This window comes from Bradyrhizobium semiaridum, from assembly GCF_020329505.1.
Taxonomy (GTDB): domain Bacteria; phylum Pseudomonadota; class Alphaproteobacteria; order Rhizobiales; family Xanthobacteraceae; genus Bradyrhizobium; species Bradyrhizobium semiaridum.
Window position 1 is genome coordinate 19,422 of the sequence record NZ_JAGKJJ010000012.1, and the last position, 21,825, is coordinate 41,246.

At 65.6% G+C, this 21,825-nt stretch carries 21 protein-coding genes and 1 pseudogene; 7 read left to right on the forward strand and 15 right to left on the reverse strand.

The window, feature by feature from the left end; genetic code table 11:
* Positions 1–10 precede the first annotated feature (10 nt).
* Positions 11–796 (reverse strand): 2-keto-4-pentenoate hydratase, encoded by a 786-nt coding sequence (locus J6500_RS15910; RefSeq protein WP_225713648.1) that lies wholly within the window; start codon positions 794–796, stop codon positions 11–13.
* Positions 797–804: 8 nt separating this feature from the next.
* Positions 805–1,171: pseudogene (locus J6500_RS15915) on the reverse strand (L,D-transpeptidase family protein).
* A 243-nt stretch (positions 1,172–1,414) separates the two neighbouring features.
* Between J6500_RS15915 and J6500_RS15920 the strand changes: the two are divergent.
* Positions 1,415–2,101: a response regulator transcription factor gene (locus tag J6500_RS15920; protein WP_008142830.1), complete on the forward strand. Its 687-nt coding sequence runs from the start codon at positions 1,415–1,417 to the stop codon at positions 2,099–2,101.
* A gap of 57 nt (positions 2,102–2,158) precedes the next feature.
* Positions 2,159–2,599, forward strand: a complete 441-nt coding sequence (locus J6500_RS15925) for a cyclic nucleotide-binding domain-containing protein (protein WP_225713649.1) — start codon at positions 2,159–2,161, stop codon at positions 2,597–2,599.
* Positions 2,600–2,771: 172 nt separating this feature from the next.
* On the opposite strand, the gene J6500_RS15930 is transcribed toward J6500_RS15925, so the two are convergent.
* The 5 genes from J6500_RS15930 to J6500_RS15945 all read right to left on the reverse strand — a co-directional run bounded on the left by J6500_RS15930 (position 2,772) and on the right by J6500_RS15945 (position 8,154).
* Positions 2,772–3,587 carry an exodeoxyribonuclease III gene (locus J6500_RS15930; RefSeq protein ID WP_225713650.1) on the reverse strand — a complete coding sequence of 272 codons (816 nt, stop codon included), beginning with the start codon at positions 3,585–3,587 and terminating at the stop codon, positions 2,772–2,774.
* A 63-nt stretch (positions 3,588–3,650) separates the two neighbouring features.
* A complete protein-coding gene (locus J6500_RS15935; protein WP_225713651.1) occupies positions 3,651–4,448 on the reverse strand; it encodes an outer membrane lipoprotein carrier protein LolA in 798 nt (265 codons plus the stop codon).
* Positions 4,449–4,543: 95 nt separating this feature from the next.
* A complete protein-coding gene (locus J6500_RS15940; protein ID WP_376707813.1) occupies positions 4,544–6,514 on the reverse strand; it encodes a DNA translocase FtsK in 1,971 nt (656 codons plus the stop codon).
* Positions 6,420–6,908, reverse strand: coding sequence for a DNA translocase FtsK 4TM domain-containing protein (locus J6500_RS32220; protein WP_376707814.1), 489 nt, complete (start codon positions 6,906–6,908; stop codon positions 6,420–6,422). The genes J6500_RS15940 and J6500_RS32220 overlap by 95 nt, the downstream gene beginning before the upstream one ends.
* Before the next feature lie 22 nt (positions 6,909–6,930).
* A complete protein-coding gene (locus J6500_RS15945; protein ID WP_225713652.1) occupies positions 6,931–8,154 on the reverse strand; it encodes an aminotransferase class I/II-fold pyridoxal phosphate-dependent enzyme in 1,224 nt (407 codons plus the stop codon).
* A 311-nt stretch (positions 8,155–8,465) separates the two neighbouring features.
* Between J6500_RS15945 and J6500_RS15950 the strand changes: the two genes are divergently transcribed.
* A complete protein-coding gene (locus J6500_RS15950; protein ID WP_225713653.1) occupies positions 8,466–9,296 on the forward strand; it encodes a DUF4349 domain-containing protein in 831 nt (276 codons plus the stop codon).
* Between the two features lie 221 nt (positions 9,297–9,517).
* Here the strand turns inward: J6500_RS15950 and J6500_RS15955 are convergent, their stop codons facing one another.
* The 5 genes from J6500_RS15955 to J6500_RS15975 all read right to left on the reverse strand — a co-directional run bounded on the left by J6500_RS15955 (position 9,518) and on the right by J6500_RS15975 (position 14,103).
* Positions 9,518–9,922: a GFA family protein gene (locus tag J6500_RS15955; protein WP_225713654.1), complete on the reverse strand. Its 405-nt coding sequence runs from the start codon at positions 9,920–9,922 to the stop codon at positions 9,518–9,520.
* 198 nt (positions 9,923–10,120) lie between these two features.
* On the reverse strand, positions 10,121–11,569 hold the full coding sequence (locus tag J6500_RS15960) for an ammonium transporter (RefSeq protein ID WP_225713655.1): 1,449 nt from the start codon (positions 11,567–11,569) through the stop codon (positions 10,121–10,123).
* A 40-nt stretch (positions 11,570–11,609) separates the two neighbouring features.
* Positions 11,610–11,948, reverse strand: a complete 339-nt coding sequence (locus J6500_RS15965) for a P-II family nitrogen regulator (protein WP_029080945.1) — start codon at positions 11,946–11,948, stop codon at positions 11,610–11,612.
* A gap of 420 nt (positions 11,949–12,368) precedes the next feature.
* Positions 12,369–13,688, reverse strand: a complete 1,320-nt coding sequence (locus tag J6500_RS15970) for an ammonium transporter (RefSeq protein WP_225713656.1) — start codon at positions 13,686–13,688, stop codon at positions 12,369–12,371.
* A 76-nt stretch (positions 13,689–13,764) separates the two neighbouring features.
* Positions 13,765–14,103, reverse strand: coding sequence for a P-II family nitrogen regulator (locus J6500_RS15975; RefSeq protein ID WP_225713657.1), 339 nt, complete (start codon positions 14,101–14,103; stop codon positions 13,765–13,767).
* A 288-nt stretch (positions 14,104–14,391) separates the two neighbouring features.
* Between J6500_RS15975 and J6500_RS15980 the strand changes: the two genes are divergently transcribed.
* On the forward strand, positions 14,392–15,282 hold the full coding sequence (locus J6500_RS15980) for a DUF4339 domain-containing protein (protein ID WP_225713658.1): 891 nt from the start codon (positions 14,392–14,394) through the stop codon (positions 15,280–15,282).
* A 59-nt stretch (positions 15,283–15,341) separates the two neighbouring features.
* Here the strand turns inward: J6500_RS15980 and tesB are convergent, their stop codons facing one another.
* A complete protein-coding gene (gene tesB, locus J6500_RS15985) occupies positions 15,342–16,202 on the reverse strand; it encodes an acyl-CoA thioesterase II (protein WP_225713659.1) in 861 nt (286 codons plus the stop codon).
* Positions 16,203–16,430: 228 nt separating this feature from the next.
* On the opposite strand from tesB, the gene J6500_RS15990 reads away from it, so the two are divergent.
* Positions 16,431–17,651: a ubiquinone biosynthesis hydroxylase gene (locus J6500_RS15990; protein WP_225713660.1), complete on the forward strand. Its 1,221-nt coding sequence runs from the start codon at positions 16,431–16,433 to the stop codon at positions 17,649–17,651.
* Between the two features lie 70 nt (positions 17,652–17,721).
* Here J6500_RS15990 and J6500_RS15995 read toward each other — a convergent pair whose 3' ends face one another.
* Both J6500_RS15995 and J6500_RS16000 read right to left on the reverse strand, forming a co-directional pair.
* Positions 17,722–17,919: a Trm112 family protein gene (locus J6500_RS15995; protein WP_044539258.1), complete on the reverse strand. Its 198-nt coding sequence runs from the start codon at positions 17,917–17,919 to the stop codon at positions 17,722–17,724.
* A 146-nt stretch (positions 17,920–18,065) separates the two neighbouring features.
* Positions 18,066–18,611: a TetR/AcrR family transcriptional regulator gene (locus tag J6500_RS16000; RefSeq protein ID WP_225713661.1), complete on the reverse strand. Its 546-nt coding sequence runs from the start codon at positions 18,609–18,611 to the stop codon at positions 18,066–18,068.
* Between the two features lie 98 nt (positions 18,612–18,709).
* On the opposite strand from J6500_RS16000, the gene J6500_RS16005 reads away from it, so the two are divergent.
* Positions 18,710–19,060, forward strand: a complete 351-nt coding sequence (locus tag J6500_RS16005) for a hypothetical protein (protein WP_225713662.1) — start codon at positions 18,710–18,712, stop codon at positions 19,058–19,060.
* A 180-nt stretch (positions 19,061–19,240) separates the two neighbouring features.
* The gene (locus J6500_RS16010; RefSeq protein WP_225713663.1) at positions 19,241–21,778 is read left to right on the forward strand and encodes a bifunctional diguanylate cyclase/phosphodiesterase; all 2,538 of its coding nucleotides are present in this window, start codon (positions 19,241–19,243) and stop codon (positions 21,776–21,778) included.
* Positions 21,779–21,825 lie beyond the last annotated feature (47 nt).

The following is a 21,825-nucleotide window of genomic DNA, read 5'->3' on the forward strand; positions in this document are numbered from 1 at the left end:
CGGATGTGCCCTACGCGAACCGTACCGACACCTTTCCCAGCACGCCGAAATCCGCCGCGAACACGTCGCCCGCCGCGATCGGCAGCGGCGGGTGGCAGGTGCCTGTCGTGACCACCTCCCCTGCCCGCAAGGTGATGCCGAGCGCGCGCAGTTCGTTGGCGCACCAGGCGAGCGCGACGCGGGGATCGCCGAGCACGTTCTTGCCGTGGCCGATGGTGCGCTCGCCGCGCAGCGTGATGACCGGGCGCTCCTCCGCGAGATCGCGGGCCCGCCAGTCGGCGGCGGTCGCTTCGCCCAGCACGAACAGATGCGCGCAGGCATTGTCGGCAATCAACTGCGCCTCGCCCGCTGCGACGAAATCGGCGAAGCGCGAATCCGGAATCTCGATTGCCGGATGCAGCGTGCCGACCGCGTCGAGCACCTCCTGCACCGTGTAAGGCTGCGCGCGCGGCGGCAGGTCCCGCGCCATGCGGAAGCAGAATTCCGGCTCGCCGACGCGCATCTCGTTGCCCTTCATCGATGCGGTACCGCCATCGGCGATCACAGTCTCGGCAAGGATGCGCCCGGCCAGCGGGCCCGCGACATTGATGTGCTTCTGCCCGGCCGCGCTGGTCGCCGCGATCTTCCAGCCGAACAGTTTTTCGCGCGAGGTTTTTTCCAGCGCGGCCTGGATCGCGTAACCCTCTACACGGTCGCGCGGGCGGATCGATTCATCGAGATTGCCGAGCTTCGTGCCGGCACGCCAATGATCGGTCAACATCTTCGAGGCGGCGGCGATCGCGTTGTTGTCGAGCATGGCGTTTCCTATCCGATCACTATCTTCGTGCCCGGCCCCATCCGCCGCAACAGGCGCAGCATCGAGGCCTTCGTCATCGAGATGCAACCCGCGGTCGGCGAGAAATTCGGCCGCGCCAGATGCAGGAATACGGCGCTGCCGCGGCCGGCGATGCGCGGCCCGCTGGAAGCGGTCGGCGCGCCACCACAGCCTGAGCGGGTGGTAGACGCCGCGCGGCGTGCCGCCATCGCCCTCGCGCTTGTTGGCGAGGATGCCGCCGCGCCCGAGCGCCACCGGCACCACCCATCCATCCGCCGCCAACCAGCCCCGGCGGGGGTCGCCGGCGGCGCGGCGAACATGAATGGCGGCAAGCGGGCGATCACGCACATCTGTCATATAAGTGATTGAAATAGCTGATCTTCCTTTCAGAATCATTCCAAACCGAACTTGCCTTCAAATCCCCGATCGGCATATCTGACGGGGATTGCAGGACATTCACGTCTCGCCTGCCGATTTTGGGGTAAACTGCGCCGCCTTGTGAATCAGTAACAACCGCCTACCTGAAGCCATATCTACCGGAAGTCCGGCCACGCGCCTGTCCGCTGCTGGCCACCCCGCCTGCCTCGAAGGATCCTATCTATGGCCAATGCCCGCAAGATCTTGATCGTGGATGACGATACCGATCTGCGCGATACGCTGGTCGAGCAACTGTCGCTGCACGAGGAATTCGAAGCCTCGGCGGTCGACACCGGCGCCAAGGGCGCCAGCGCCGCCAAAGCCAATTCCCCCGATCTGGTCCTGATGGACGTCGGCCTGCCCGACACCGATGGCCGCGAAGTGGTCCGCTCGCTCCGCAAGGGCGGCTTCAAGGCCCCGATCATCATGCTGACCGGCCACGACACCGATTCCGACACCATCCTTGGTCTCGAATCCGGCGCCAATGACTACGTCGCCAAGCCGTTCCGCTTCGCGGTGCTGCTGGCCCGGATCCGGGCACAGCTGCGCCAGCATGAGGCCAGCGAGGACGCGGTGTTCTCGGTCGGCCCCTACTCGTTCCGGCCCGGCTCCAAGATGCTGACCGCGGCAAATGCCCGGAAGGTGCGGCTGACCGAAAAGGAAACCGCGATCCTGCGCTTCCTCTACCGCGCCGGCCAGATGCCGGTGTCGCGCGAGACTCTGCTCCAGGAGGTCTGGGGCTACAATTCCGGTGTCACCACCCATACCCTGGAAACCCACATCTACCGCCTCCGCCAGAAGATCGAGAAGGACGCCGCCAACCCGGAGATCCTGGTCACGGAAGCCGGTGGCTACAAGCTGGTGCCGTGATACGCTTTGCGCTCAACGATTCGTGAAATCGAGGCGCGCTCCGGTCACCGGCCCTGAATGTCGATCGATGATGATGTAGCCCTGCTCGAGCAGGTCCCCACAATGCGTCTGTTGGGCGACAGCTCCTTGCGCATGCTGGCGATCGGCTCCGAGCAACGCGATTTCAATTCCGGTGACGTGCTGTTCAAGGCCGGCGACGACGCCGATGCCGGCTACGTCGTGCAGCGCGGCTCGTTCCGCGTGGAGGAAGGCGGCGCCGAGATCGTCGCCGGCCCCGGCGCGCTGATCGGCGAGCTCGCATTGATCGTGGCGATGAAGCGGCCGTCGACCGCGACCGCGCTGGAGCGCGCCTCCGTCATCCGCGTCGCCCGCAGCCTGTTCCAGCGCGTGCTGGAGAGCGACCCCGCCGCCGCGCGACGGCTGCGCGACGAAATGGCGATGCGGACCAGCCAGCTCGCCAGCGATATTCTGATGGCGGGCGCGAAGCTGAGCACGTAGCTGTCATTGCTCTCCGATCCCGTCGTCCTGAGGTGCTCGCCCCTTCGGCGAGCCTCGAAGGATGCATGGCCCGGCTGGTGGCCGTCGACCCTTCGAGGGCCGCTGAACAAGCGGCCGCCTCAGGGTGATGGGTTGGGTCTTGAGTGTGACGGTCTCGGCGGCGCAACGTTGCCTAAACCTCCAGCACCGCGGTGACCGGCACGTGGTCCGACGGGCGCTCCCAGCTGCGGGCGTCGCGGGTAATGGTGAAGTCGCTGACGGAATCCTTCAGCGCGCGCGACACCCAGATGTGGTCGAGCCGGCGGCCGCGATCGCCGACGGTCCAGTCGGCGGCGCGGTAGCTCCACCAGGTGTAGACCTTCTCCGACATCGGGATGCGCTCGCGCGCGATGTCGAACCATTCGCCATGCATCTGGGCGGCGAGCAGCTTTTCGGTCTCGACCGGCGTGTGCGAGACCACCTTCAAGAGCTGCTTGTGCGACCAGACGTCGTTCTCATGCGGCGCGACGTTGAGATCGCCGACCAGGATGTGGCGGTCGTCGCCGCGCGGATGCAGCGGCTCGCAGGCTTTCATTTCGTCGAGGAATTGCAGCTTGTGCTCGAATTTCGGATTGAGCGCGGGATCGGGAATGTCGCCGCCGGCCGGCACGTAGAAATTATGCAGCACCAGCGGTTTTGCGAGCTGCGCCTTCTCGCCGAAGGACACCGAGATGTGCCGCGAGTCGATCTTGTCGCAGAATGTCCTAATGTCGGTGCTCTCGAACGGCAGCTTCGAGATGATGGCGACGCCGTGATAGCCCTTCTGCCCGTTCAGCGCGACGTGCTCATAGCCGAGCCGCTTGAAGCGCTTCAGCGGAAACGCGTCGTCGATGCATTTGGTCTCCTGCAGGCACAGCACGTCCGGCCGCGCCGCCTTGATGAATTTGGCGACGATGTCGATGCGCAGGCGCACCGAATTGATGTTCCAGGTGGTGACGGAGAACCGCATGAGAGCTGCGTCTTAGCACGGTTCTCGATGCGGGATTCGGATTGTCCACAGCTGGAGGGAGCGTCAGCCCGGTGACGAGCCTGGGTATGTCGTAAAATCGATCTTGAACAGCGCCGGGTCGGGCTTCTGCGTCGCGTCGAGATTGTAGACCGCGACGGTGGTGTCGTAGCCCTGCGGATCGGTGACGGTCCACTGCTTGAGCTTGCCGTCCTTGGCGCCGACCATCAGCATCAGGCGCGAGGTGCCGACCAGCGCCTGCTTCTCCTCGATGGTAACGCTGACGAACACGTCATCGGCGGTGACGCTGACGACGTTGGTGTCCTTCATCAGGTCGATGCGGTCGGACAACAGATAGCGCAGCGGCGTCTGCGACAGCGGGTAGATGTCCTGCGTGGCGAGCCTGCGATCGCGCACCGCGACCGAGGAGCCGTCGGCGACGATCTCGATCGGGCTCGGATCGTCATACTCGAAGCGCACCTTGCCGGGCTTCTGGATGTAGAAGTCGCCCTTGGTCTTGGTGCCGTCGGGGCCGACCTGCACGAAATTGCCGACCAGCGTTTGCAGCGACGACAGATAGGCCGACACCTTGGCGGCCTGCGCCTTCTGGTTGGCGTCGAAGGTCTGAAAGATGTTCGCAGGCACGTTGCGGCGCGGATCGGGGATCACCGGATTCGGCGGTGCCTGGGTGGCGCCGGTGGTGGTCGGGCCCTTGTCCTGGCTGGCCTGCGCGGCGCCATCGCGGCCCTTGGGCGCGGCCTTTGGCGTCGGCGCGCTCTGCGCGGTGGCCGCGCTGACGAGCGCAGCGGAGACGAGGAGTGCCAGCGCATGGCGCGAGCCGCGGTGAATGAGGTGTTTTGCCATCAGATGTGTCAGATCTCTGTTCGAGGCTCGTCCCGCTGGGTTACGACCTTATCGTGCCTGATCCGAGGCGGATATGGCTTTTCCGTGGTGTTTGGTCAGAACTGGCCCTCTTCCTCGCCGACCAGGATTTCACGTTTTCCGGCGTGGTTCGCCGGGCCGACGATACCTTCCAGTTCCATGCGCTCCATCAGGGAAGCGGCGCGGTTATAACCGATTTGCAGCCGGCGCTGAATGTAGGAGGTCGACGCCTTGCGGTCGCGCTTGACGATCGCAACCGCCTGCGTGAACAGGTCGCCGCCGCCGTCGCCGCCCATGCCGGTGGAATCGAACACCGCGCCGTCCTCGCCCTCGGCAGGCTCTTCCGCGGTCACCGCTTCGAGATATTCCGGCGCGCCTTGCGTCTTCAGATGACGCACCACCTTCTCGACTTCCTCGTCGGATGCGAACGGGCCGTGCACGCGGCTGATGCGGCCGCCGCCTGCCATGTAAAGCATGTCTCCCTGGCCGAGCAGCTGCTCGGCGCCCATCTCGCCGAGGATGGTGCGGCTGTCGATCTTCGACGTCACCTGGAAGGCGATGCGGGTCGGGAAGTTGGCCTTGATGGTGCCGGTGATGACGTCGACCGACGGGCGCTGTGTGGCGAGGATCACATGCAGGCCGGCGGCGCGCGCCATCTGTGCGAGGCGCTGCACCGCGCCTTCGATGTCCTTGCCGGCGACCATCATCAGGTCGGCCATCTCGTCGACGATGATGACGATGTAGGGCAGCGGCTCGAGGTCGAGCTTCTCCTCCTCGTAGATCGCCTTGCCGGTCTCCTTGTCGAAGCCGGTATGCACGGTGCGCGTCAGCTCCTCGCCCTTGGCCCTGGCTTCGATGAGGCGCTGATTGTAGCCGTCGATGTTGCGGACGCCGAGCTTGGCCATCCGCTTGTAGCGCTCTTCCATCTCGCGCACCGCCCATTTCAGCGCGACCACCGCCTTCTTCGGATCGGTGACGACGGGCGTCAGCAGATGCGGGATGCCGTCATAGACGGAGAGTTCGAGCATCTTCGGGTCGACCATGATCAGGCGGCACTGGTCCGGGCGCAGCCGGTAGAGCAAGCTCAAGATCATGGTGTTGATGGCGACCGATTTGCCGGAGCCGGTCGTGCCGGCGATCAGCATATGCGGCGTGCGGGCGAGGTCGATGATGACGGGATCGCCGCCGATCGTCTTGCCGAGGCACAGCGGCAGCTTCGCCACCGATTCGGTGCTCTCCTTGGCGACCAGGAGCTCGCGCAGATAAACCTTCTCGCGATGCGCGTTCGGCAGCTCGATGCCGATCGCGTTGCGGCCGGCGACGACGGCAACGCGGGCCGACAGCGCGCTCATCGAGCGCGCGATGTCGTCGGACAGGCCGATCACGCGCGACGACTTGATGCCGGGCGCCGGCTCAAGCTCGTACAGCGTGACCACTGGGCCCGGATTGGCTTTGACGATCTCGCCGCGCACGCCGAAGTCCTGCAGCACGCCTTCCAGCGAGCGCGAGTTGGTCTCCAGCTCGGCCTTGCTCAACGGCTGGCGATCGCTCGCCTTCGGCGCGCTGAGCACCGAGACCGACGGCAGCTCGAACTTGTCCGAGCTCTTTTTCTTCGGCTTCGGTTCTGTCTTTTTGCGCGGGGTGCGGGCGACCGGAGCTACGTCGTCCTCGTCTTCCTCACCATCGCCGCCGTGGTCGAAATGTTCGGCGTCGTCCTCGTCCTCATCATGCTCGGCCGGCGTGATCGAGGGCGCGGCGCGGCCGCCGCCGATATTGGGTTCCTGGCGCTCGAACGCGGCGGCGCGGCCCTGCGAGGCGCTCGACACCAGCGATTTATAGGCGGTCGTGATCAGCCAGCCGAGCCGCGCCTTGGCGCTCATCAGCGCGTGGAACAGCCAGCCCAGCGAGACCGAGCTGCTGTCGCCCTCGTCCTCTTCGACGAACGGCTCGTCGTTATCCGCAATCGGCGTCAGTTCGTCGTCCTGCTCCCTGGCGCCCCAGCCGCAAGCGAACACGAAGCTCGCCGCCATCGCCACGAATAGGATCAAGCCAAGCACGACGCGATAGATGAACCCGGGCGGGCCGAATGCCACCGCCGGCGCGCGGAACAGCGCATCGCCGATCACGCCGCCGAGCCCGGTCGGGAGCGGCCAGGCGGTCCGACACCGGCAGGATCAGCATGATGGCGCCGAGCCCGAGGATCTGCATCAAGAGGTCGGCGCCGATCGCGCCGGGATAACCGACGACGTTGCGGATCGCGCGCGAGGTGGCGTGGCTCAGCGAGGGATCCTGCACCGACCAGGTCATCAGCGCCGCGGCGACGACGCCCGACAGCGCGATCAGGCCGAGGCCGGCCAGCTCGCGCAGCCGCCGCACCAGCGCCTCGCGCAGCGAGAGCGGCAGGTGGCCGACCAGGGGGATGACACGTTCGATTGCAGGCATACTCAATCTTCGCGCTTGCCGATTAACCCAGGGTTTCGACCAGCCGATGCAATGCCTCGGCCGTGGATTCACTGTCGGAGACCAGCGCAAGGCGGATATAGCCCGCGCCCGGATTGAAACCGTCGTTCTGCTCGCGCGCCAGATAGCTGCCGGGAATCACCCGCACGCCGGCGTCGCGATAGAGCTGCACCGTCACGGCCTCGTCACCGCCGCGATCGGAAACGTCGAGCCAGACGCAGAAGCCGCCGGCCGGCCGCTTGTAGCCGTAGCGGCTGCCGAGGATCTGGTCGGCGAAATCGAACTTGATGCGATAGAGCCGCCGGTTCTCCTCGACATGCGCCTCGTCGCTGTAGGCGGCGACCGCGACATGCTGCAGCGGCACCGGCACCTGCGGCGCCGCGACGTTGCGCAGCTCGAGGAACGCGGCCAGAAACTTTTTATCACCGGCGGCGAAGCCGACCCGCATGCCCGGCAGGTTCGAGCGCTTCGACAGCGATTGGAACGCGACCACGTTGGTGAAGTCGGGTCCCGCGCATTCCAGCATGCTGCCCGGCGCTTCGCGGGTGTAGATCTCCGAATAGCATTCGTCGGAGAGGATGATGAAGCCGTGGCGGTCGGCGAGCTGCTTCAGCCGCGTGAAATAGGCACGCGAGGCGACCGAGCCTTGCGGATTCGCCGGCGAGGCGATGAAGAACGCCACGGTACGCGCCCATGTCGCCTCGTCGATCGCATCGAGGTCGGGCAGGAAACCGTTGGCGAGCGTGGTCGGCAAATGGATCTGCTCGCAGCCGGCAGCGCGGGCGCCCGCGCCATAGGCCGGATAGAACGGATTCGGCATCAGGACCGCCGGACGCCCTTTTCGCGGGCTGACGTAGCGCGCGGCGGTGATCGCCGCGAAGAACAGCCCCTCGCGGCTGCCATTGAGCACCAGCACCTCGCTCTCCGGATCGACCGGACGCGGCAGCTGGAACCGGCTCGACAGCCAGGCCGCCGCCGCGCGGCGGAACGGCTCGATGCCCTTGGCCAACGGATAGCGGCCGAAATCGGCGGTGTGCTTGGCCAGCACCGGCCCGACGAAGTCCGGCACCGGATGCTGCGGCTCGCCAACTGACAGCGTAATCAAGGGCTTAGCCGGTCGGTAGGGCGCCAGCAGCTCGGTGGTCCGCACGAAGGGGGAGCGCTCGGCCTGGCCGGGTGCGACATTGCCGGCGCCCTGCGCCACGCCGGATGAGGCGGTCATTGCCATGTTTGAAGCGCCAGCACTTTCACTGCGGTCGGAATGAGGAGGGCCGACCGTAAACCGATCAAGTCACCATAGATAGGGCGAGGTTAAGACGCGATTAACCATCGGCGGCCGCGCGGATATTGGCCTGGATGGGGAACGGTAGCCCGGATGCCGCGAAGCGAAATCCGGGGCGGTTCTGTCCTGCGGCGAGGCCGTTTCCGGATCTCGCTTCGCTCCATCCGGACTACGTGCTGGCTTCCGGCAATGACGGCCACCACCCTGCCGCAATGTTCCCGATCTACTTCTGGAACCGTACAACCTGGGGTGGGGACATGATGAGGGTGACCGGCCGGCCGTTGGGGGCGATGGTTCTGCTGCTGCCGTTGCTGGCGGCGTGCGCGCCGGCGCCGAACAATTCAGCGCAGTCCGATTTGCCAGTGGCCGGCGCGGCACTGCCGGGTAGCGCGCAGGCTGCCAGGCAGTCATTGGCAATCACGCATCGCTATACGCTTCGCGTTCCGAGCGCCGAGACCGAGGCCGTCCAGCAGAAGCATCTGGCCGAATGCGTGCGGCTCGGCTGCTCCGTCCTGAGCACATCGATCGACCGCGCCAATGAAGGACGCATCGGTGCGCGCACATCGGTCCGCATCAAGCCGGAATCCTTCGATGCGTTCGCTGCCGCGCTGGCCGCGCCGCCGGCGCAAATCATTATCCATGCGCAATCGGCGGAGGACATGACAGCGCCGATCGTCGACGCGGAGCGGCGGCTTGAGGCGAAAACCGTGCTGCGCGATCGCCTCACCGCGATGTTGCGCGATCAGACCGTGAAGACAGCCGCCGATCTGATCACGATCGAGCGCGAGCTGGCGCAGGCGCAGAGCGAGATCGAAGCCATCACGGCGCAGCGCGACAGCCTGCGGACCCGCACCGACACGATACGGATCGACATTTCATATGTCGGCGCCGCCAGGCAAATCGGCGGGGCCGACCTGTCTCCGATCTACCAGGCCTCCAATGCGATCAACCAGACGGCGGTCAATTCCGTCTCCTGGCTGATCTGGTTCATCGCCGCAGCAGTGCCGTGGCTTCCCGTGATCGCCGTGGTCTGGTGGGGCACGCGACGCCTGATGCGGCGATGGAGGGTGCGGAAGCTGCCTGGATAGATCCCGTAGCCCGGATGCAGCGAAGCGAAGTCCGAGGCAGGTCCTCCGCGGCGAGACAGTTCCCGGATTGCGCTGCGCTCCATCCGGGCTACGCACCGATCGCCGGTCCACAGCTCGTCATGCCCGGGCTTGACCCGGGCATCCATCGATCCAGACGAGTCTTACGAAGCGGGATGGATGCCCCCAAGTCCGGGCATGACGAGCGTGGCTTGCCGCACGCGCTACCGCGCCGGCAGCTTCTCGAATGACGGCTTGCCCTCGGGGACGTGATGGAAGGTCTGCTTGTCGCAGGTGTAGATGGTCATCTGCGGGGTGAACACCGAGGGATCGTCGAAGGTGCCGACCTTGAGGATGGTGGCGGGCAGGCCCGGCACCTTGGTCACCAGATGCGTGCCGCATTCGGCGCAGAACTCGCGCGTCACGGCGCGCGCGAGGTCGCTGCGGGTGAACTGCTTAGGTTCGCTCGCAGTGTATTTGAAGCCGGAAACCGGCATCGCCATGAACAGATTGGGCCCGCCGCCCGAGATGTACTGGCATTCGCGGCACAGACACTGCGCCGCCATCATCGGCTCGCCCTCGGCCTGATAGCGCACCTTGCCGCAATAGCATCCGCCTTCGAGCTTCATGACGTCCTCCCCTGGTTATTTGCCGGCCAGATCATTCCATGCAGGCGCGGCCCGGTGACAATTTTTTCTCAAGCGCTAGCAAAAAGAAAGGGGCTCCAACTTGCGCTGGAGCCCCTCAACGGTCCGGACATTGCCGGGTATGTGCCCGGACCGTAGTTCTGGGAACGACCGCTTGGAGAGGTCGCGCCCCGGGAGAACTCACATGTTGTAGGCGCGCTCGGTGTGCTCGGTGATGTCGAGGCCTTCACGTTCGGTCTCGACGTTGGCGCGCAGGCCGACGATCACGTCGACGATCTTGTAGAGGATCGCCGAGCCGATGCCCGACCACACCAGCGTGGTGGCGACGCCCCAGCACTGCGAGATCATCTGCGCCGCGAAGTCGTAATCGGCGACCTTGGGCGGGATCGCGGTGTAGTCGATGATGCCAGCGCCGCCGAGCGCCGGGTTGACCAGGATGCCGGTGCCGAGCGCGCCGACGATGCCGCCGACGCAGTGGACGCCGAACACGTCGAGCGAATCGTCATAGCCGAGCGCGTTCTTCACGACCGTACAGAAGAACAGGCAGACCACGCCGACCGCGATGCCGAGCACGATGGCACCCATCGGACCGGAGTAACCGGCCGCCGGCGTCACCGCGACGAGACCCGCGACCGCGCCCGAGAGCGCGCCAAGCAGCGAGGGATGCCCCTTGATGATCCACTCCGCGAACATCCACGACAGCGCCGCCGCGGCCGTGGCCACGAAGGAGTTGGTCATGGCGAGCGCGGCGCCGCCATTGGCTTCGAGGTTGGAGCCGGCGTTGAAGCCGAACCAGCCGACCCAGAGCAGCGAGGCGCCGATCATGGTCATGGTCAGCGAGTGCGGCGCCATCAGCTCCTTGCCGTAGCCGGTGCGCTTGCCGATCAGGAGCGCGCCGACGAGGCCGGCGATGCCGGCGTTGATGTGCACGACGGTGCCGCCGGCAAAGTCGATCGCACCCTTCTTGAAGATCCAGCCGGCGTCGGCGTTGATCTCGTCGAGCTTGGCCTGCGCCGCGGTCTTGGCCGCACCGTCAGCCGCGGCGGCGAGCGCCTTGGCGGCATCCTGGATCGCGTCCGGGCCCGGCCAGTACCAGACCATGTGCGCGATCGGGAAGTAGATCAGCGTCACCCAGAGCGGGATGAACAGCGCGATCGCCGCGAACTTCATGCGCTCGGCGAAGGCGCCGACGATCAGGGCCGGGGTGATCGCCGCGAAGGTCATCTGGAAGCAGATGTAGACGAGTTCAGAGATATTGGCGTCGACCGAGAAGGTCGCGACCTTCGAGTCGGTGGTGACGCCCATCAGGAACGCCTTGGAGAAGCCGCCGATGAAGTCGGAACCGCCGGTGAAGGCGAGGCTGTAGCCGTAGAGGGCCCACAGCACGGTGACGAGGCACACGGTGTAGAATACCTGCGCCAGCACCGAGAGCATGTTCTTGGAACGGACCAGGCCGCCGTAGAACAGTGCGAGGCCCGGGATGGTCATCAGCAGCACCAGCACCGTCGAGGTCAGCATCCAGGCGTTGTCGCCCTTGTTGACGGTTGGCTCTGCGTAGGCGGCGGTCGCGGCAAACAGGCCGACTGCGAAGGCCGCCAGTCCCGCGCCATAGGGACGCTTGAACGTCATATCATTTCACTCCTGAGGTCTTGTAAGTTTGAGCGCGAAATCAGAGGGCCGCAGCATCGGCCTCGCCGGTGCGGATGCGCACGGCGTGCTCGAGGCTGATGACGAAGATCTTGCCGTCGCCGATCTGGCCGGTCTTGGCGGCCGAGGTGATGGCGTCGATGGTCTTGTCGACTTGATCGGAGGCGACTGCGACCTCGATCTTGATCTTGGGCAGGAAGCTCACGGCATATTCGGCGCCGCGATAGATTTCCGTGTGGCCTTTCTGCCGGCCGTAGCCTTTGACTTCCGTCACCGTGAGACCGTGAACGCCAATGGCGGTCAGGGCGTCACGGACCTCTTCGAGCTTGAATGGCTTAATGATCGCCATAACAATTTTCATGAGTCCTATCCCCGCTTGGATCCGGTGCCAAACGAACACCGGGAGATTGCGACTGAGGTTCACCACGCGGAGGGCATCCACTACGCGGGCACAGCCGGGACCCTTAGAATCAAATGCCGTGCCAAGACGGTGGGCATTCGCTAACGGTTTATGAATCCGGACCTTTTCCCGCTTTGCGCGAGGTGGTGTGCCCTGCGCTATTCCGTCGCGCCTAGAATCTCATCAGGACTGGTCAAAACGCAGGCAGAGCCAACTCCGGACATAATCGTGCCCAGCGCATCGGCAGATTAGCGGTATCGTGATAATCAAAATGGGGCCCGTCATCGCGAGGAGCGTAGCGACCAAGCAATCCATCCATCCGCACATGCGCTGGAAATGGATTGCTTCGGTTCGCTCGCGGTGACGGCGGACCGGAAGAGGCTACTGCAGCGCTTCGCCGTGCTGGGAGATGTCGAGGCCTTCCAGCTCCTGCTGCAGCGAGACGCGCAGCGGCACGAACGCGCTGACCAGCTTCAGCAGCACGAAGGTGACGCCGCCGCACCAGATCAGCGTGACGGCGACGCCGTAGAGCTGGAACAGCAGCTGCTGCGGATTGCCCTCGAGCAGGCCGGCGGAGCCGCCGATCGCCGAGCTCGCGAAGATGCCGGCGAGCAGCGTGCCAGTCATGCCGCCGATGCCGTGCACGCCGAAGACGTCGAGCGAATCGTCGTATTTGAAGCGGTGCTTCAGCCAGGTGCAGGCCCAGTAGCAGACCACGCCGGCGACGATGCCGATGATCACGCCGTGCCATGGCGCGACGAAACCGGAGGCCGGCGTGATGGTGCCGAGGCCGGCGACCGCGCCCGAGATCATGCCGAGCACCGACGGCTTGCGGCGCGTCGCCCACTCGATCGCCCCCCAGGTCAGGGCGCCGGCGCAGGCGGCGAGATGTGTCGCCGTGATCGCCATCACCGCGCGCGAATTGGCCGCCAGCGCCGAGCCGCCGTTGAAGCCGAACCAGCCGACCCAGAGCAGGCCGGTGCCCATCACCGCGAGCGACAGATCGAACGGGGAGAGGTTGTCGTTGCCGTAGCCGTGGCGACTGCCCATCACCTTGGCCGCGACTAGGCCGCTGATGCCAGCCGAGAGATGCACGACGAGGCCGCCGGCGAAATCGACGGTGCCTGTCGTGGCGAGAAAGCCGCCGCCCCACACCCAATGCGCCAGCGGCACATAGACGAAGATGAACCAGCCGACCGAGAACAACAGGTAGGCGGAAAACCGCATGCGGTCGGCGACCGAGCCGGCCACCAGCGCCACTGTGATGATCGCGAACGTCATCTGGTACAGCATGAACAGCGCTTCCGGGATCGTCTTCGCCGCCGGGTTGACACCGTCCATCGTCATGCCGGCGAGGAACCAGCGGTCGAGCCCGCCGAGCCACGGGCCGTCGCCGACGAAGCTCAGCGAATAGCCGAAGGTGACCCAGAGGATCGAGACGATCGCGACCGCCGACAGGCTCTGCGCCATCGTCGCGAGCACGTTTTTCTTGCGCACCATGCCGGAGTAGAACAGCGCCAGCCCCGGGATCGTCATCATCAGCACCAGCGCGGTGGCGACGATCATCCAGGCGGTGTCAGCGGCATTGATGCCGGAGCTCGCGGTCGCGTCTTGCGCGAAGGCCGGTGTGCCCAGCGCGAGCAGGATTACAGCATTGATCGGCGCAGCTGAAATCGCTGCGCGAAGAGCCCGTGCCCCCATTATCATTCCCCGGCGTGTGGTCGTTTCTTGACGGTGTCTCGCCGGCGACGTTGCCGGCGCTGATCTCGCTCGAAAATTACAGTGCGTCGCGATCGGTCTCGCCGGTGCGGATGCGCAGGGCATGGTCGATCGGGGTGACGAATATCTTGCCGTCGCCGATCTGGCCGGTGCGCGCATGCTGGGTGATGACGCTGACCGCCTTCTCGGCGAGGTCGGTATCGACGGCGATCTCGATCCGCAGCTTGGGCAGGAAGTTCACGACATATTCGGCGCCGCGATAGATCTCGGTATGGCCCTTCTGGCGGCCATAGCCCTTCACCTCGGTCACGGTCATGCCGTGGACACCGATCGCAGTCAGCGCCTGGCGCACCTCGTCCAGCTTGAACGGTTTGATGATCGCGACGACGAGTTTCATGGTTCAGGCCTTCATTCCCTCGAGGGTTCTTCGCTCGCGCCCGGTCCCCCCGGGGGCGGCAAACTGCCGCTCCGGAGGCGGCTTTTGCGCCCAGCGAATTTGGCAGCTTTCTGGGCAAATGGCACAAAAAAGTTGCAGGTTGAAGCGGAAAACATGCGCAAGCGGTGAGCTCCCTCACTATACGGAACGAAAACCCTCGGCCAGAATGCCGCTTTCCCGCCCGGCCAGCGATCCAGTTGGCCTGTTTGCCCCTAAAGCGTGTCCACGCACGCCTTGAGGAAACAAGAAATGTCGAACCGAAACTGGTTTTATGCAGCCGATGGCCAACAGAAGGGTCCCCTGCCGGAGACGCAGCTTCGCGACTTGATCGCCCGCGGCATGGTGCGGGCCGACACGCTGGTGTGGACCGAGGGCATGGCGGGCTGGCAGAAGGCCGGTGAAATTCCCGGCTTGGTTCCGGGCAGCGTCGCAGCGCCGGTGTATCCGCGGGCCGGCGGACCGCCGCCGGTCGTGGCATCGGCGAGCTACAACGGCGGGGCGCTGTCGGCCGATTTTCCGATCTGGGGCTTGTTCGGACGCACGCTGCTGATGGTGATCGGCCAGTTTCTCGTCATCCCCGCGCCGTGGACCGCGACCGGCCTGTATCGCTGGGCCACTCCCAACATCCAGGTGCCGGGCCGGCCCAATCTCGGCTTCACCGGGCAGCCGCTCGACATCTGGTACGTCTTCATCGTGCTCGGCCTGATGGCCTATGCCGGCCTCGCCGACAGCACGCTTCTGTCGCTGCTCTCGCTGGTGCTGCAGGCGTTCCTGCAATGGATGATCGTGCGCTGGTTCATCAGCCGGCTCAGCTCGAACGGCCAGGACCTGCCGATCTCGTTCAAGGGCAGCGCTGCGGTCTATATCGGCTGGTACCTGCTGATGGTGATCTCTGCCATTACGATCATCGGCTGGGCCTGGGTACTGACGGCTTGGATGCGCTGGATCTGCCGCAACATCGAAGGCTCGCGCCGCGAGATCACCTTCAACGCGTCGGGCCTCGACATGCTGTGGCGAACCATCGTGTTCACGATCGGCTGCGCGTTCCTGATCCCGATTCCCTGGGTGCTGCGCTGGTACAGCAACTGGTTCGTCGCGCAATTCGCCGTGGTCGAGCGCAGCGGCTTCGTCAGCGTGTAAGCTCCTTGTTGGCGCATGATCTTTTCGGAAAACCGCTTCGCACTTTTTCGGATCATGCTCTACCTGCGCTCGCGCACCGAACCTTCCTGCGCGACTGACGCCACCAGCGTGCCGTCGGGCTTGAAGATCAGGCCGCGGGTCAGGCCGCGGCCTGCCTGCGCGCTCGGCGAATCCTGCGCATAGAGCAGCCATTCATCGGCGCGGAACGGGCGGTGAAACCACATCGCGTGGTCGAGGCTCGCCGGCATCATGCGCTTGTCGAACAGCGTGCGGCCGTAGCGCGCCATCACGGCGTCGAGCAGCGAGAAGTCCGACGCATAGGCCAGCGCGCACAGATGCAGCGCCGGATCGTCGGGCAGTTTCGCCGCGGTGCGGATCCAGACGTGGATGCGGCCGTCGTCGATGGCCTGGCCGAAATAGCGGCCGAGCTCGACCGGGCGCAGCTCGATCGGCCGGTCGCTCTCATAATAGCGGCGGATGAATTCCGGCATCTCCTTGAACATCGGCTGCTTGGAGACTTCCTCCGCGGTGAGCTTCTCCGGCGGCGGCACGTCCGGCATCTTCTCCTGGTGATTGAAGTTGCTCTCTTCCTCGGCGTGGAACGAGACCATGATGGAGAAGATCGCATTGCCGTGCTGGATCGCGGTGACGCGGCGCGTCGTGTAGCTCTTGCCGTCGCGCAGCCGCTCGACCTGGTAGATGATCGGGATCTGCGGATCGCCGGGCAGGATGAAATAGCAATGGATCGAATGCGGCAGCCGGCCCTCGACGGTGCGGCACGCCGCCACCATCGCCTGGCCGATCACCTGGCCGCCGAACACCCGCTGCCAGCTCGTCTTCGGGCTGTTGCCGCGGAACAGATTCACCTCGAGCTGCTCGAGATCGAGGATGGACAGCAAGTCGATCAGGCTCTTGGACATGGATGGCTTTCGTTTCGGCTGCACCCCGTCATTCCGGGCTCGCGAAGCGAGAGCCCGGAATCCATTCATCCACGGAACATGCGGTCTGATGGATTCCGGATTCGCGCTGCGCGCGCCCCGGAATGACGCCTGGGCAGGTTAACCGCTCTTGTTTCAATCCCCTGTTTCGCCCAGCTATTATCAGGTAGCAAGCACAGTCTGAGAGCGCCAATCGCGTAAGGATAGGGCATGCCGTCACAGCGAAGTATCGTCATCTGCGGGGGCGCGTTTGCCGGGCTGGCGCTGGCGGTGGCGCTGCGCCAAGGGCTCGGACCCGATATCGGCGTGATCGTGGCCGATCCGGCGCTCGCCATGCGGCCGAGCCGCGACCCGCGCGCGACCGCGATCGTGGCGGCGTGCCGGCGGCTGTTCGAGACGCTCGGTGTCTGGGGCCAGGTCGCGCCGACCGCGCAGCCGATCACCGACATGGTCGTGACCGACTCCAAGCTGGAGGACGCGACGCGGCCGGTGTTCCTGACCTTCGCCGGCAATGTCGAGCCGGGCGAGCCGTTCGCGCATATGGTCGAGAACCGCTATCTGATCGACGCGCTGGCTGCGCGCGCCGAGGCCGAGGGCGTCGAGCTGCGGGCAACAGCGGTGTCGACCTTCGAGTCCCGCCCTGACGGCATCAACGTGACATTCGCCGACGGCAGCGTGATCGACGCAAGCCTGCTGGTCGCCGCCGACGGCGCGCGCTCGAAATTGCGCGAACGCGCCGGCATCGCCACCCACGGCTGGGACTATGATCAATCCGGCATCGTCGTCACCGTCGGCCATGAGCGCGAGCACAATGGCCGCGCCGAAGAGCATTTCCTGCCCGCGGGCCCGTTCGCGATCCTGCCGCTGACCGGCAACCGCTCGTCGCTGGTGTGGACCGAGACGCGCAAGGGTGCCGAGCGCATCACCGCGCTGAGCGACGAGGAATTTCACGCCGAGCTCGAGCAGCGCTTCGGCCTGCATCTCGGCGAGATCAAGGCGCTCGACAAGCCCCGCGCCTTCCCGCTCGGCTATTTCGTCGCGCGCTCCTTCATCGCCGAGCGCCTGGCACTGATCGGCGACGCCGCGCATGTGATCCATCCGATCGCCGGTCAGGGTCTCAATATGGGCCTGAAGGACGTCGCGGCGCTCGCCGAGGTCGTGGTCGACGCGGCGCGGCTCGGCATGGATCTCGGACAGGCCGACGTGCTGGAGCGCTACCAGCGCTGGCGCCGCTTCGACACGATGGCGATGGGCGTCGCCACCAATTCGCTGAACCTGCTGTTCTCCAACGAATCGACGCTGCTGCGCACCGTGCGCGACATCGGCCTCGGTCTGGTCGACCGCACGCCGCCGCTGAAGGAGATGTTCATCCGGCAAGCGGCGGGACTATCCGGCGAAGTGCCGCGACTATTGAAGGGCGAGGCGCTTTAGGGGCGAATGGCGAATAGGGAGTAGCGAATAGAGTCCATTCACTATTCGCTATTCACCATTCGCCCTCTTCTCAATCGATCTTCCTTGCCTCTTCCGGCAGCATGATCGGGATGCCGTCGCGGATCGGATAGGCGAGCTTGGCGGAGCGCGAGATCAGTTCCTGCTTTGCAGCGTCGAACTCCAGCGGGCCCTTGGTGATCGGGCACACCAGAATTTCGAGCAGCTTCGGGTCGGCGGTGCTTTCGAGATGGTCGGGCGTGGAATTCATTGCGGTCTCCGGCTGGCCTTGCTCTAAAGCGCGATCAGGTTTGGTTGAATTGTCATCGCGCCTGAGCTCTTTGTTTGAGCATGATCTTTTCAAAAACCGCTTCGCACTTTTCCGGATCATGCTCTAGCACATTCAACTGACGGAAGTCATGACGGCGAGCGCTTTGCCATCCGCAACAGCTCGTCGAGCGCGGCCTCCTGGCGCGCTTTCGGCTGCGCCTGTTCCGAGAGCGCGAAGCCGATAAAGGCCCAGTAGAAGATCTGCGCCCGGCCGCGCGCCACGTCGTCAGGAAATCCGGCCTGCCGGAGCAGGCTTTCGATATAGCCGATGCGGCGCTGGTCGACCGCGTGCACGGCGGCGCGCGCTTCCGGATCGACGGTCGCCCAGCTGCGCACCGCGCGTTCCAGCCCCAGCCGCGCCGCAAAAGCGCGGCGCAGCAGCAGCGCCAGCGCGTCCTCGCCGTTCGGCATCGTTTCGAACTCGGCGATCACCTGCTCGGCCATCACCTCGCGCCAATGATTGAGGATCGCGGCATGGTAGGCGCCGATGTCGGCGAAGTGCCAGTAGAAGCTGCCGCGTGAGACGCCCATCGCCTTCGCCAGCAGCTCGGCCTTGAGCGCGGTGAAGCCGCTCTTCGCCAGCGTCTTCAGGCCGAGGTCGAGCCAGTGCTTTGCCGAGAGCTGTTCGGTCATGTTTCCCCGTCCGCGCCGACCATACACAAGTGTATTGACACGCGCCAGCCGCCGGTGCCATAAACGATCTCCATACACAACTGTATGGAAATATCGCGATGCGTGATTTCCTGCTGCAGGGCGCCGGCCTCCTCGCCATCATCGTCAGCGTGGCGCACGGCATTCTCGGCGAGACGAGGGTGTTCGCGCGGGCCACGATCGAGCCGCCGCGCCTGCGGTTGCTGCTCCGCCTGGTATGGCAGGCGGGAACCATCGCCTGGATCGGCGGCGGCGTGCTGCTCGTCGCCGCGCCTATGATGGCGAGCGATGCCGCCCGGCATTGGTTGATCGCCACGCTCGGCGTCGTGTTCGGCGTCGCAGCGCTCGGAAATGCGCTGGCGACGCGCGGCCGCCACGTCGGCTGGGTCGGGATGAGCGCCGTCGTGGCACTGGCCATCGCTGGCTATTAGCGGGGAACGCGCATCGGGAACTGCAAGCCGTTGCAACCGTCGCGAAATTTATGGAGCCATCAATTTCGGTGCGGAATCGGCTTACGCGCGGATAACCATGCCATCGAAAGTTGCGAAAAATTATCGAGAAGAAAATTCAACTGGCCTAGGTTGTTGATCCGACAACGATGGGCCGACGCAATGTTCCGTGTCCTGACGTGCATTTCCGGTGAGCATGACTGGCGGCTTGTTCTGCTCGCCGGATTGGTCTGCTTCGCCGCCAGCGTCGTGGCCATCAACATCTTCCACCGCGCCATCGCATCGCAGGCGCGGACGCGACAGCTCTGGATCGCGATCGCGGGCGCCGCGATCGGCTACGGCATCTGGGCGACGCATTTCATCGCCATGCTCGCCTATGAGCCGGGGGTTCCGACCGGATATGGCATCGCGCTGACCGCGGTCTCGCTCGCCGCGGCGATGGTGCTGACCTCGGGCGGCCTCGGTTTCGCCGTCACCGAGTCCGGCAGTCGCTGGCGCGCGCCGGTCGGCGGCGCGGTGATCGGAGCCGGCATCGCAAGCATGCATTATCTCGGCATGTGGGCGCTCGAAGTGCCGGGCCGCGTCGTCTGGTCGGTCGATCTCGTCATTGCCTCCATCGTGCTCGGCATGCTGTTCGGCTACGCCGCGCTGGCGATCGCGGTCCGCCATCAAGGCCGGCGGATGTCGCTGGCCGCGGCGCTGCTTCTGACGCTCGCGATCGTCTCGCACCACTTCACCGCGATGGGCGCGGTCGAGATCGTGCCGGATCCGCTGCGGGCCACCGACGCCCTGCAGCTCTCGCCCAATTTCCTCGCGGCCGCGATCGCCGGCGTGGCGCTGTCGGTGCTCGGGATGAGCCTGGTCGGCGTGATGGCGGATCGCCGTATGGCGCTGCGCACAAGCCGCTTCGAGGCGATCATCAGCCAGCTCTCGCTGGCGCGTCAGCAGGTCGAGGCGTCGCAGCACGAGCTCGAGCAGCAGAGGCTGCGGCTCGATACGGCGATCAACCACATGGGCGAGGGGCTCTGCATGTTCGATGCGGAGAAACGCCTCGTCGTGTGCAATGAGCGCTACGCCGGCATCTACAGCCTGCCGCCGGAGCTGCTGGTGCCGGGCACTGCGCACCGCGACATCATCCGCCACCGGATCGCGAACGGCATTCTGAAGGGCGACACCAGCGACAATGCGGCGACGCAGGTGCTCGCGACCTTGAACGCGCTGCCGGCCGATGCCAGCAGCAGCCGCATCGACGAGCTCGCCGACGGCCGGCAAATCTGCGTCACGCGCGAGCCGATGCCCGGCGGCGGCTGGGTCGCGACGCATCGCGACGTCACCGAGCAGCTGCGCTCCGAAGCCAAGATCACTCACATGGCGCAGCACGACGCGCTGACCGATCTGCCGAACCGGGTGCTGCTCAAGGAGCGGATGGAGCATGCGCTGTCGGTGATCCGGCGCGACGGCGCGAACCTTGCGGTGCTGATGCTCGATCTCGACCGCTTCAAGGAGATCAACGACACGCTCGGCCATCCGGCCGGCGACACGCTGCTGCAGGCGGTAGCGGAGCGGCTGCGCCGCTGCGTCAGCGAGACGACGCTGATCGCCCGGCTCGGCGGCGACGAGTTCGCCGTGATCGACTATGTCACCGATCCGGTCGCGGATGCCGGTCAGCTCGCCGAACAGATCAGGAAGGGGCTCAGCGATCCGGTCGATCTCGGCCATCACCGCGTCACCACCACGACCAGTATCGGCATCGCGATCGCGCCGCGCGACGGCGCCGATTCGGATGAGATCCTGCGCAGCGCCGATCTCGCGCTCTATTCGGCCAAGAGCTGCGGCCGCGGCTCGTACCGCTTCTTCGAGCCGGAGCTCGACCGCCAGCTGCAGGCGCGGCGCAAGCTCGAGCGCGACATGCGCAGCGCGCTCGCCAATGGCGAGTTCGAGCTGCACTATCAGCCCTTCATCAACGTCGAGAGCGGGGAGACTTCCGGCTTCGAGGCGCTGCTGCGCTGGCACCATCCGCAGCGCGGCATGGTGTCGCCGGCGCAGTTCATTCCGCTGGCGGAGGAGACCGGCCTGATCGTGCCGCTCGGCGAATGGGTGCTGCTGACGGCCTGTGCCGAAGCGGCCAAATGGCCCGACGACGTCAAGATCGCGGTCAATCTGTCGCCCGCGCAGTTCAGGAGCCCGGAGCTGGTCCCGGTGGTGGTGCGCGCGCTGGCGAGCGCGGGCATCGCGCCGCACCGGCTCGAACTCGAGGTCACCGAGACGGCGATCATTCACGATAGCGAGGCGGTGTTCGCTGCGCTGAACCAGCTGCACGATCTCGGCGTCCGGATCGCGCTCGACGATTTCGGCACCGGCTATTCGTCACTCAGCTTCCTGCAGAAGTTTCCGTTCGACAAGGTCAAGATCGACCGCAGCTTCGTCTCCGAATTGTCCGGAACGACCGACGAGTCGCGCCGCATTGCGCGCGCGGTGGTCCGCTTTGCCGTCAGCCTCGGCAAGACCACGACGGCCGAAGGCGTCGAAACCCGGGAACAGTTCGAGATCCTGCGCGCCGACGCCTGCGCCGAGGTGCAGGGCTTCCACTTCAGCCCGGCGGTGCAGGGCGAGAAGGTCGCGCAGATGATCGGCGGGCGCACCCCGGCACCGAAGCACCGTCCGCTTGTTCGCCACGCACTTGCCGGTGCCGCGTGCTGACCGCGGAAAGGCCGATCGGACCATCTGAGGCGTAAGGCCGCGCCGTG

Excerpts from the sequence above, each read along its gene's own strand:
- J6500_RS32220 (WP_376707814.1), bottom strand. The coding sequence starts at position 6,908 with ATGCCTGCAATCGAACGTGTCATCCCCCTGGTCGGCCACCTGCCGCTC.
- J6500_RS15955 (WP_225713654.1), bottom strand. The coding sequence starts at position 9,922 with ATGAAGCTCGAAGGCGGATGCTATTGCGGCAAGGTGCGCTATCAGGCC.
- J6500_RS16010 (WP_225713663.1), top strand. The coding sequence starts at position 19,241 with ATGTTCCGTGTCCTGACGTGCATTTCCGGTGAGCATGACTGGCGGCTT.
- J6500_RS15950 (WP_225713653.1), top strand. The coding sequence starts at position 8,466 with ATGATGAGGGTGACCGGCCGGCCGTTGGGGGCGATGGTTCTGCTGCTG.
- J6500_RS15960 (WP_225713655.1), bottom strand. The coding sequence starts at position 11,569 with ATGACGTTCAAGCGTCCCTATGGCGCGGGACTGGCGGCCTTCGCAGTC.
- J6500_RS15925 (WP_225713649.1), top strand. The coding sequence starts at position 2,159 with ATGTCGATCGATGATGATGTAGCCCTGCTCGAGCAGGTCCCCACAATG.
- J6500_RS15910 (WP_225713648.1), bottom strand. The coding sequence starts at position 796 with ATGCTCGACAACAACGCGATCGCCGCCGCCTCGAAGATGTTGACCGAT.
- tesB (WP_225713659.1), bottom strand. The coding sequence starts at position 16,202 with ATGTCCAAGAGCCTGATCGACTTGCTGTCCATCCTCGATCTCGAGCAG.
- J6500_RS15935 (WP_225713651.1), bottom strand. The coding sequence starts at position 4,448 with ATGGCAAAACACCTCATTCACCGCGGCTCGCGCCATGCGCTGGCACTC.
- J6500_RS15965 (WP_029080945.1), bottom strand. The coding sequence starts at position 11,948 with ATGAAAATTGTTATGGCGATCATTAAGCCATTCAAGCTCGAAGAGGTC.
- J6500_RS15970 (WP_225713656.1), bottom strand. The coding sequence starts at position 13,688 with ATGGGGGCACGGGCTCTTCGCGCAGCGATTTCAGCTGCGCCGATCAAT.
- J6500_RS15980 (WP_225713658.1), top strand. The coding sequence starts at position 14,392 with ATGTCGAACCGAAACTGGTTTTATGCAGCCGATGGCCAACAGAAGGGT.
- J6500_RS15920 (WP_008142830.1), top strand. The coding sequence starts at position 1,415 with ATGGCCAATGCCCGCAAGATCTTGATCGTGGATGACGATACCGATCTG.
- J6500_RS15990 (WP_225713660.1), top strand. The coding sequence starts at position 16,431 with ATGCCGTCACAGCGAAGTATCGTCATCTGCGGGGGCGCGTTTGCCGGG.
- J6500_RS15930 (WP_225713650.1), bottom strand. The coding sequence starts at position 3,587 with ATGCGGTTCTCCGTCACCACCTGGAACATCAATTCGGTGCGCCTGCGC.
- J6500_RS15995 (WP_044539258.1), bottom strand. The coding sequence starts at position 17,919 with ATGAATTCCACGCCCGACCATCTCGAAAGCACCGCCGACCCGAAGCTG.
- J6500_RS16005 (WP_225713662.1), top strand. The coding sequence starts at position 18,710 with ATGCGTGATTTCCTGCTGCAGGGCGCCGGCCTCCTCGCCATCATCGTC.
- J6500_RS16000 (WP_225713661.1), bottom strand. The coding sequence starts at position 18,611 with ATGACCGAACAGCTCTCGGCAAAGCACTGGCTCGACCTCGGCCTGAAG.
- J6500_RS15975 (WP_225713657.1), bottom strand. The coding sequence starts at position 14,103 with ATGAAACTCGTCGTCGCGATCATCAAACCGTTCAAGCTGGACGAGGTG.
- J6500_RS15945 (WP_225713652.1), bottom strand. The coding sequence starts at position 8,154 with ATGGCAATGACCGCCTCATCCGGCGTGGCGCAGGGCGCCGGCAATGTC.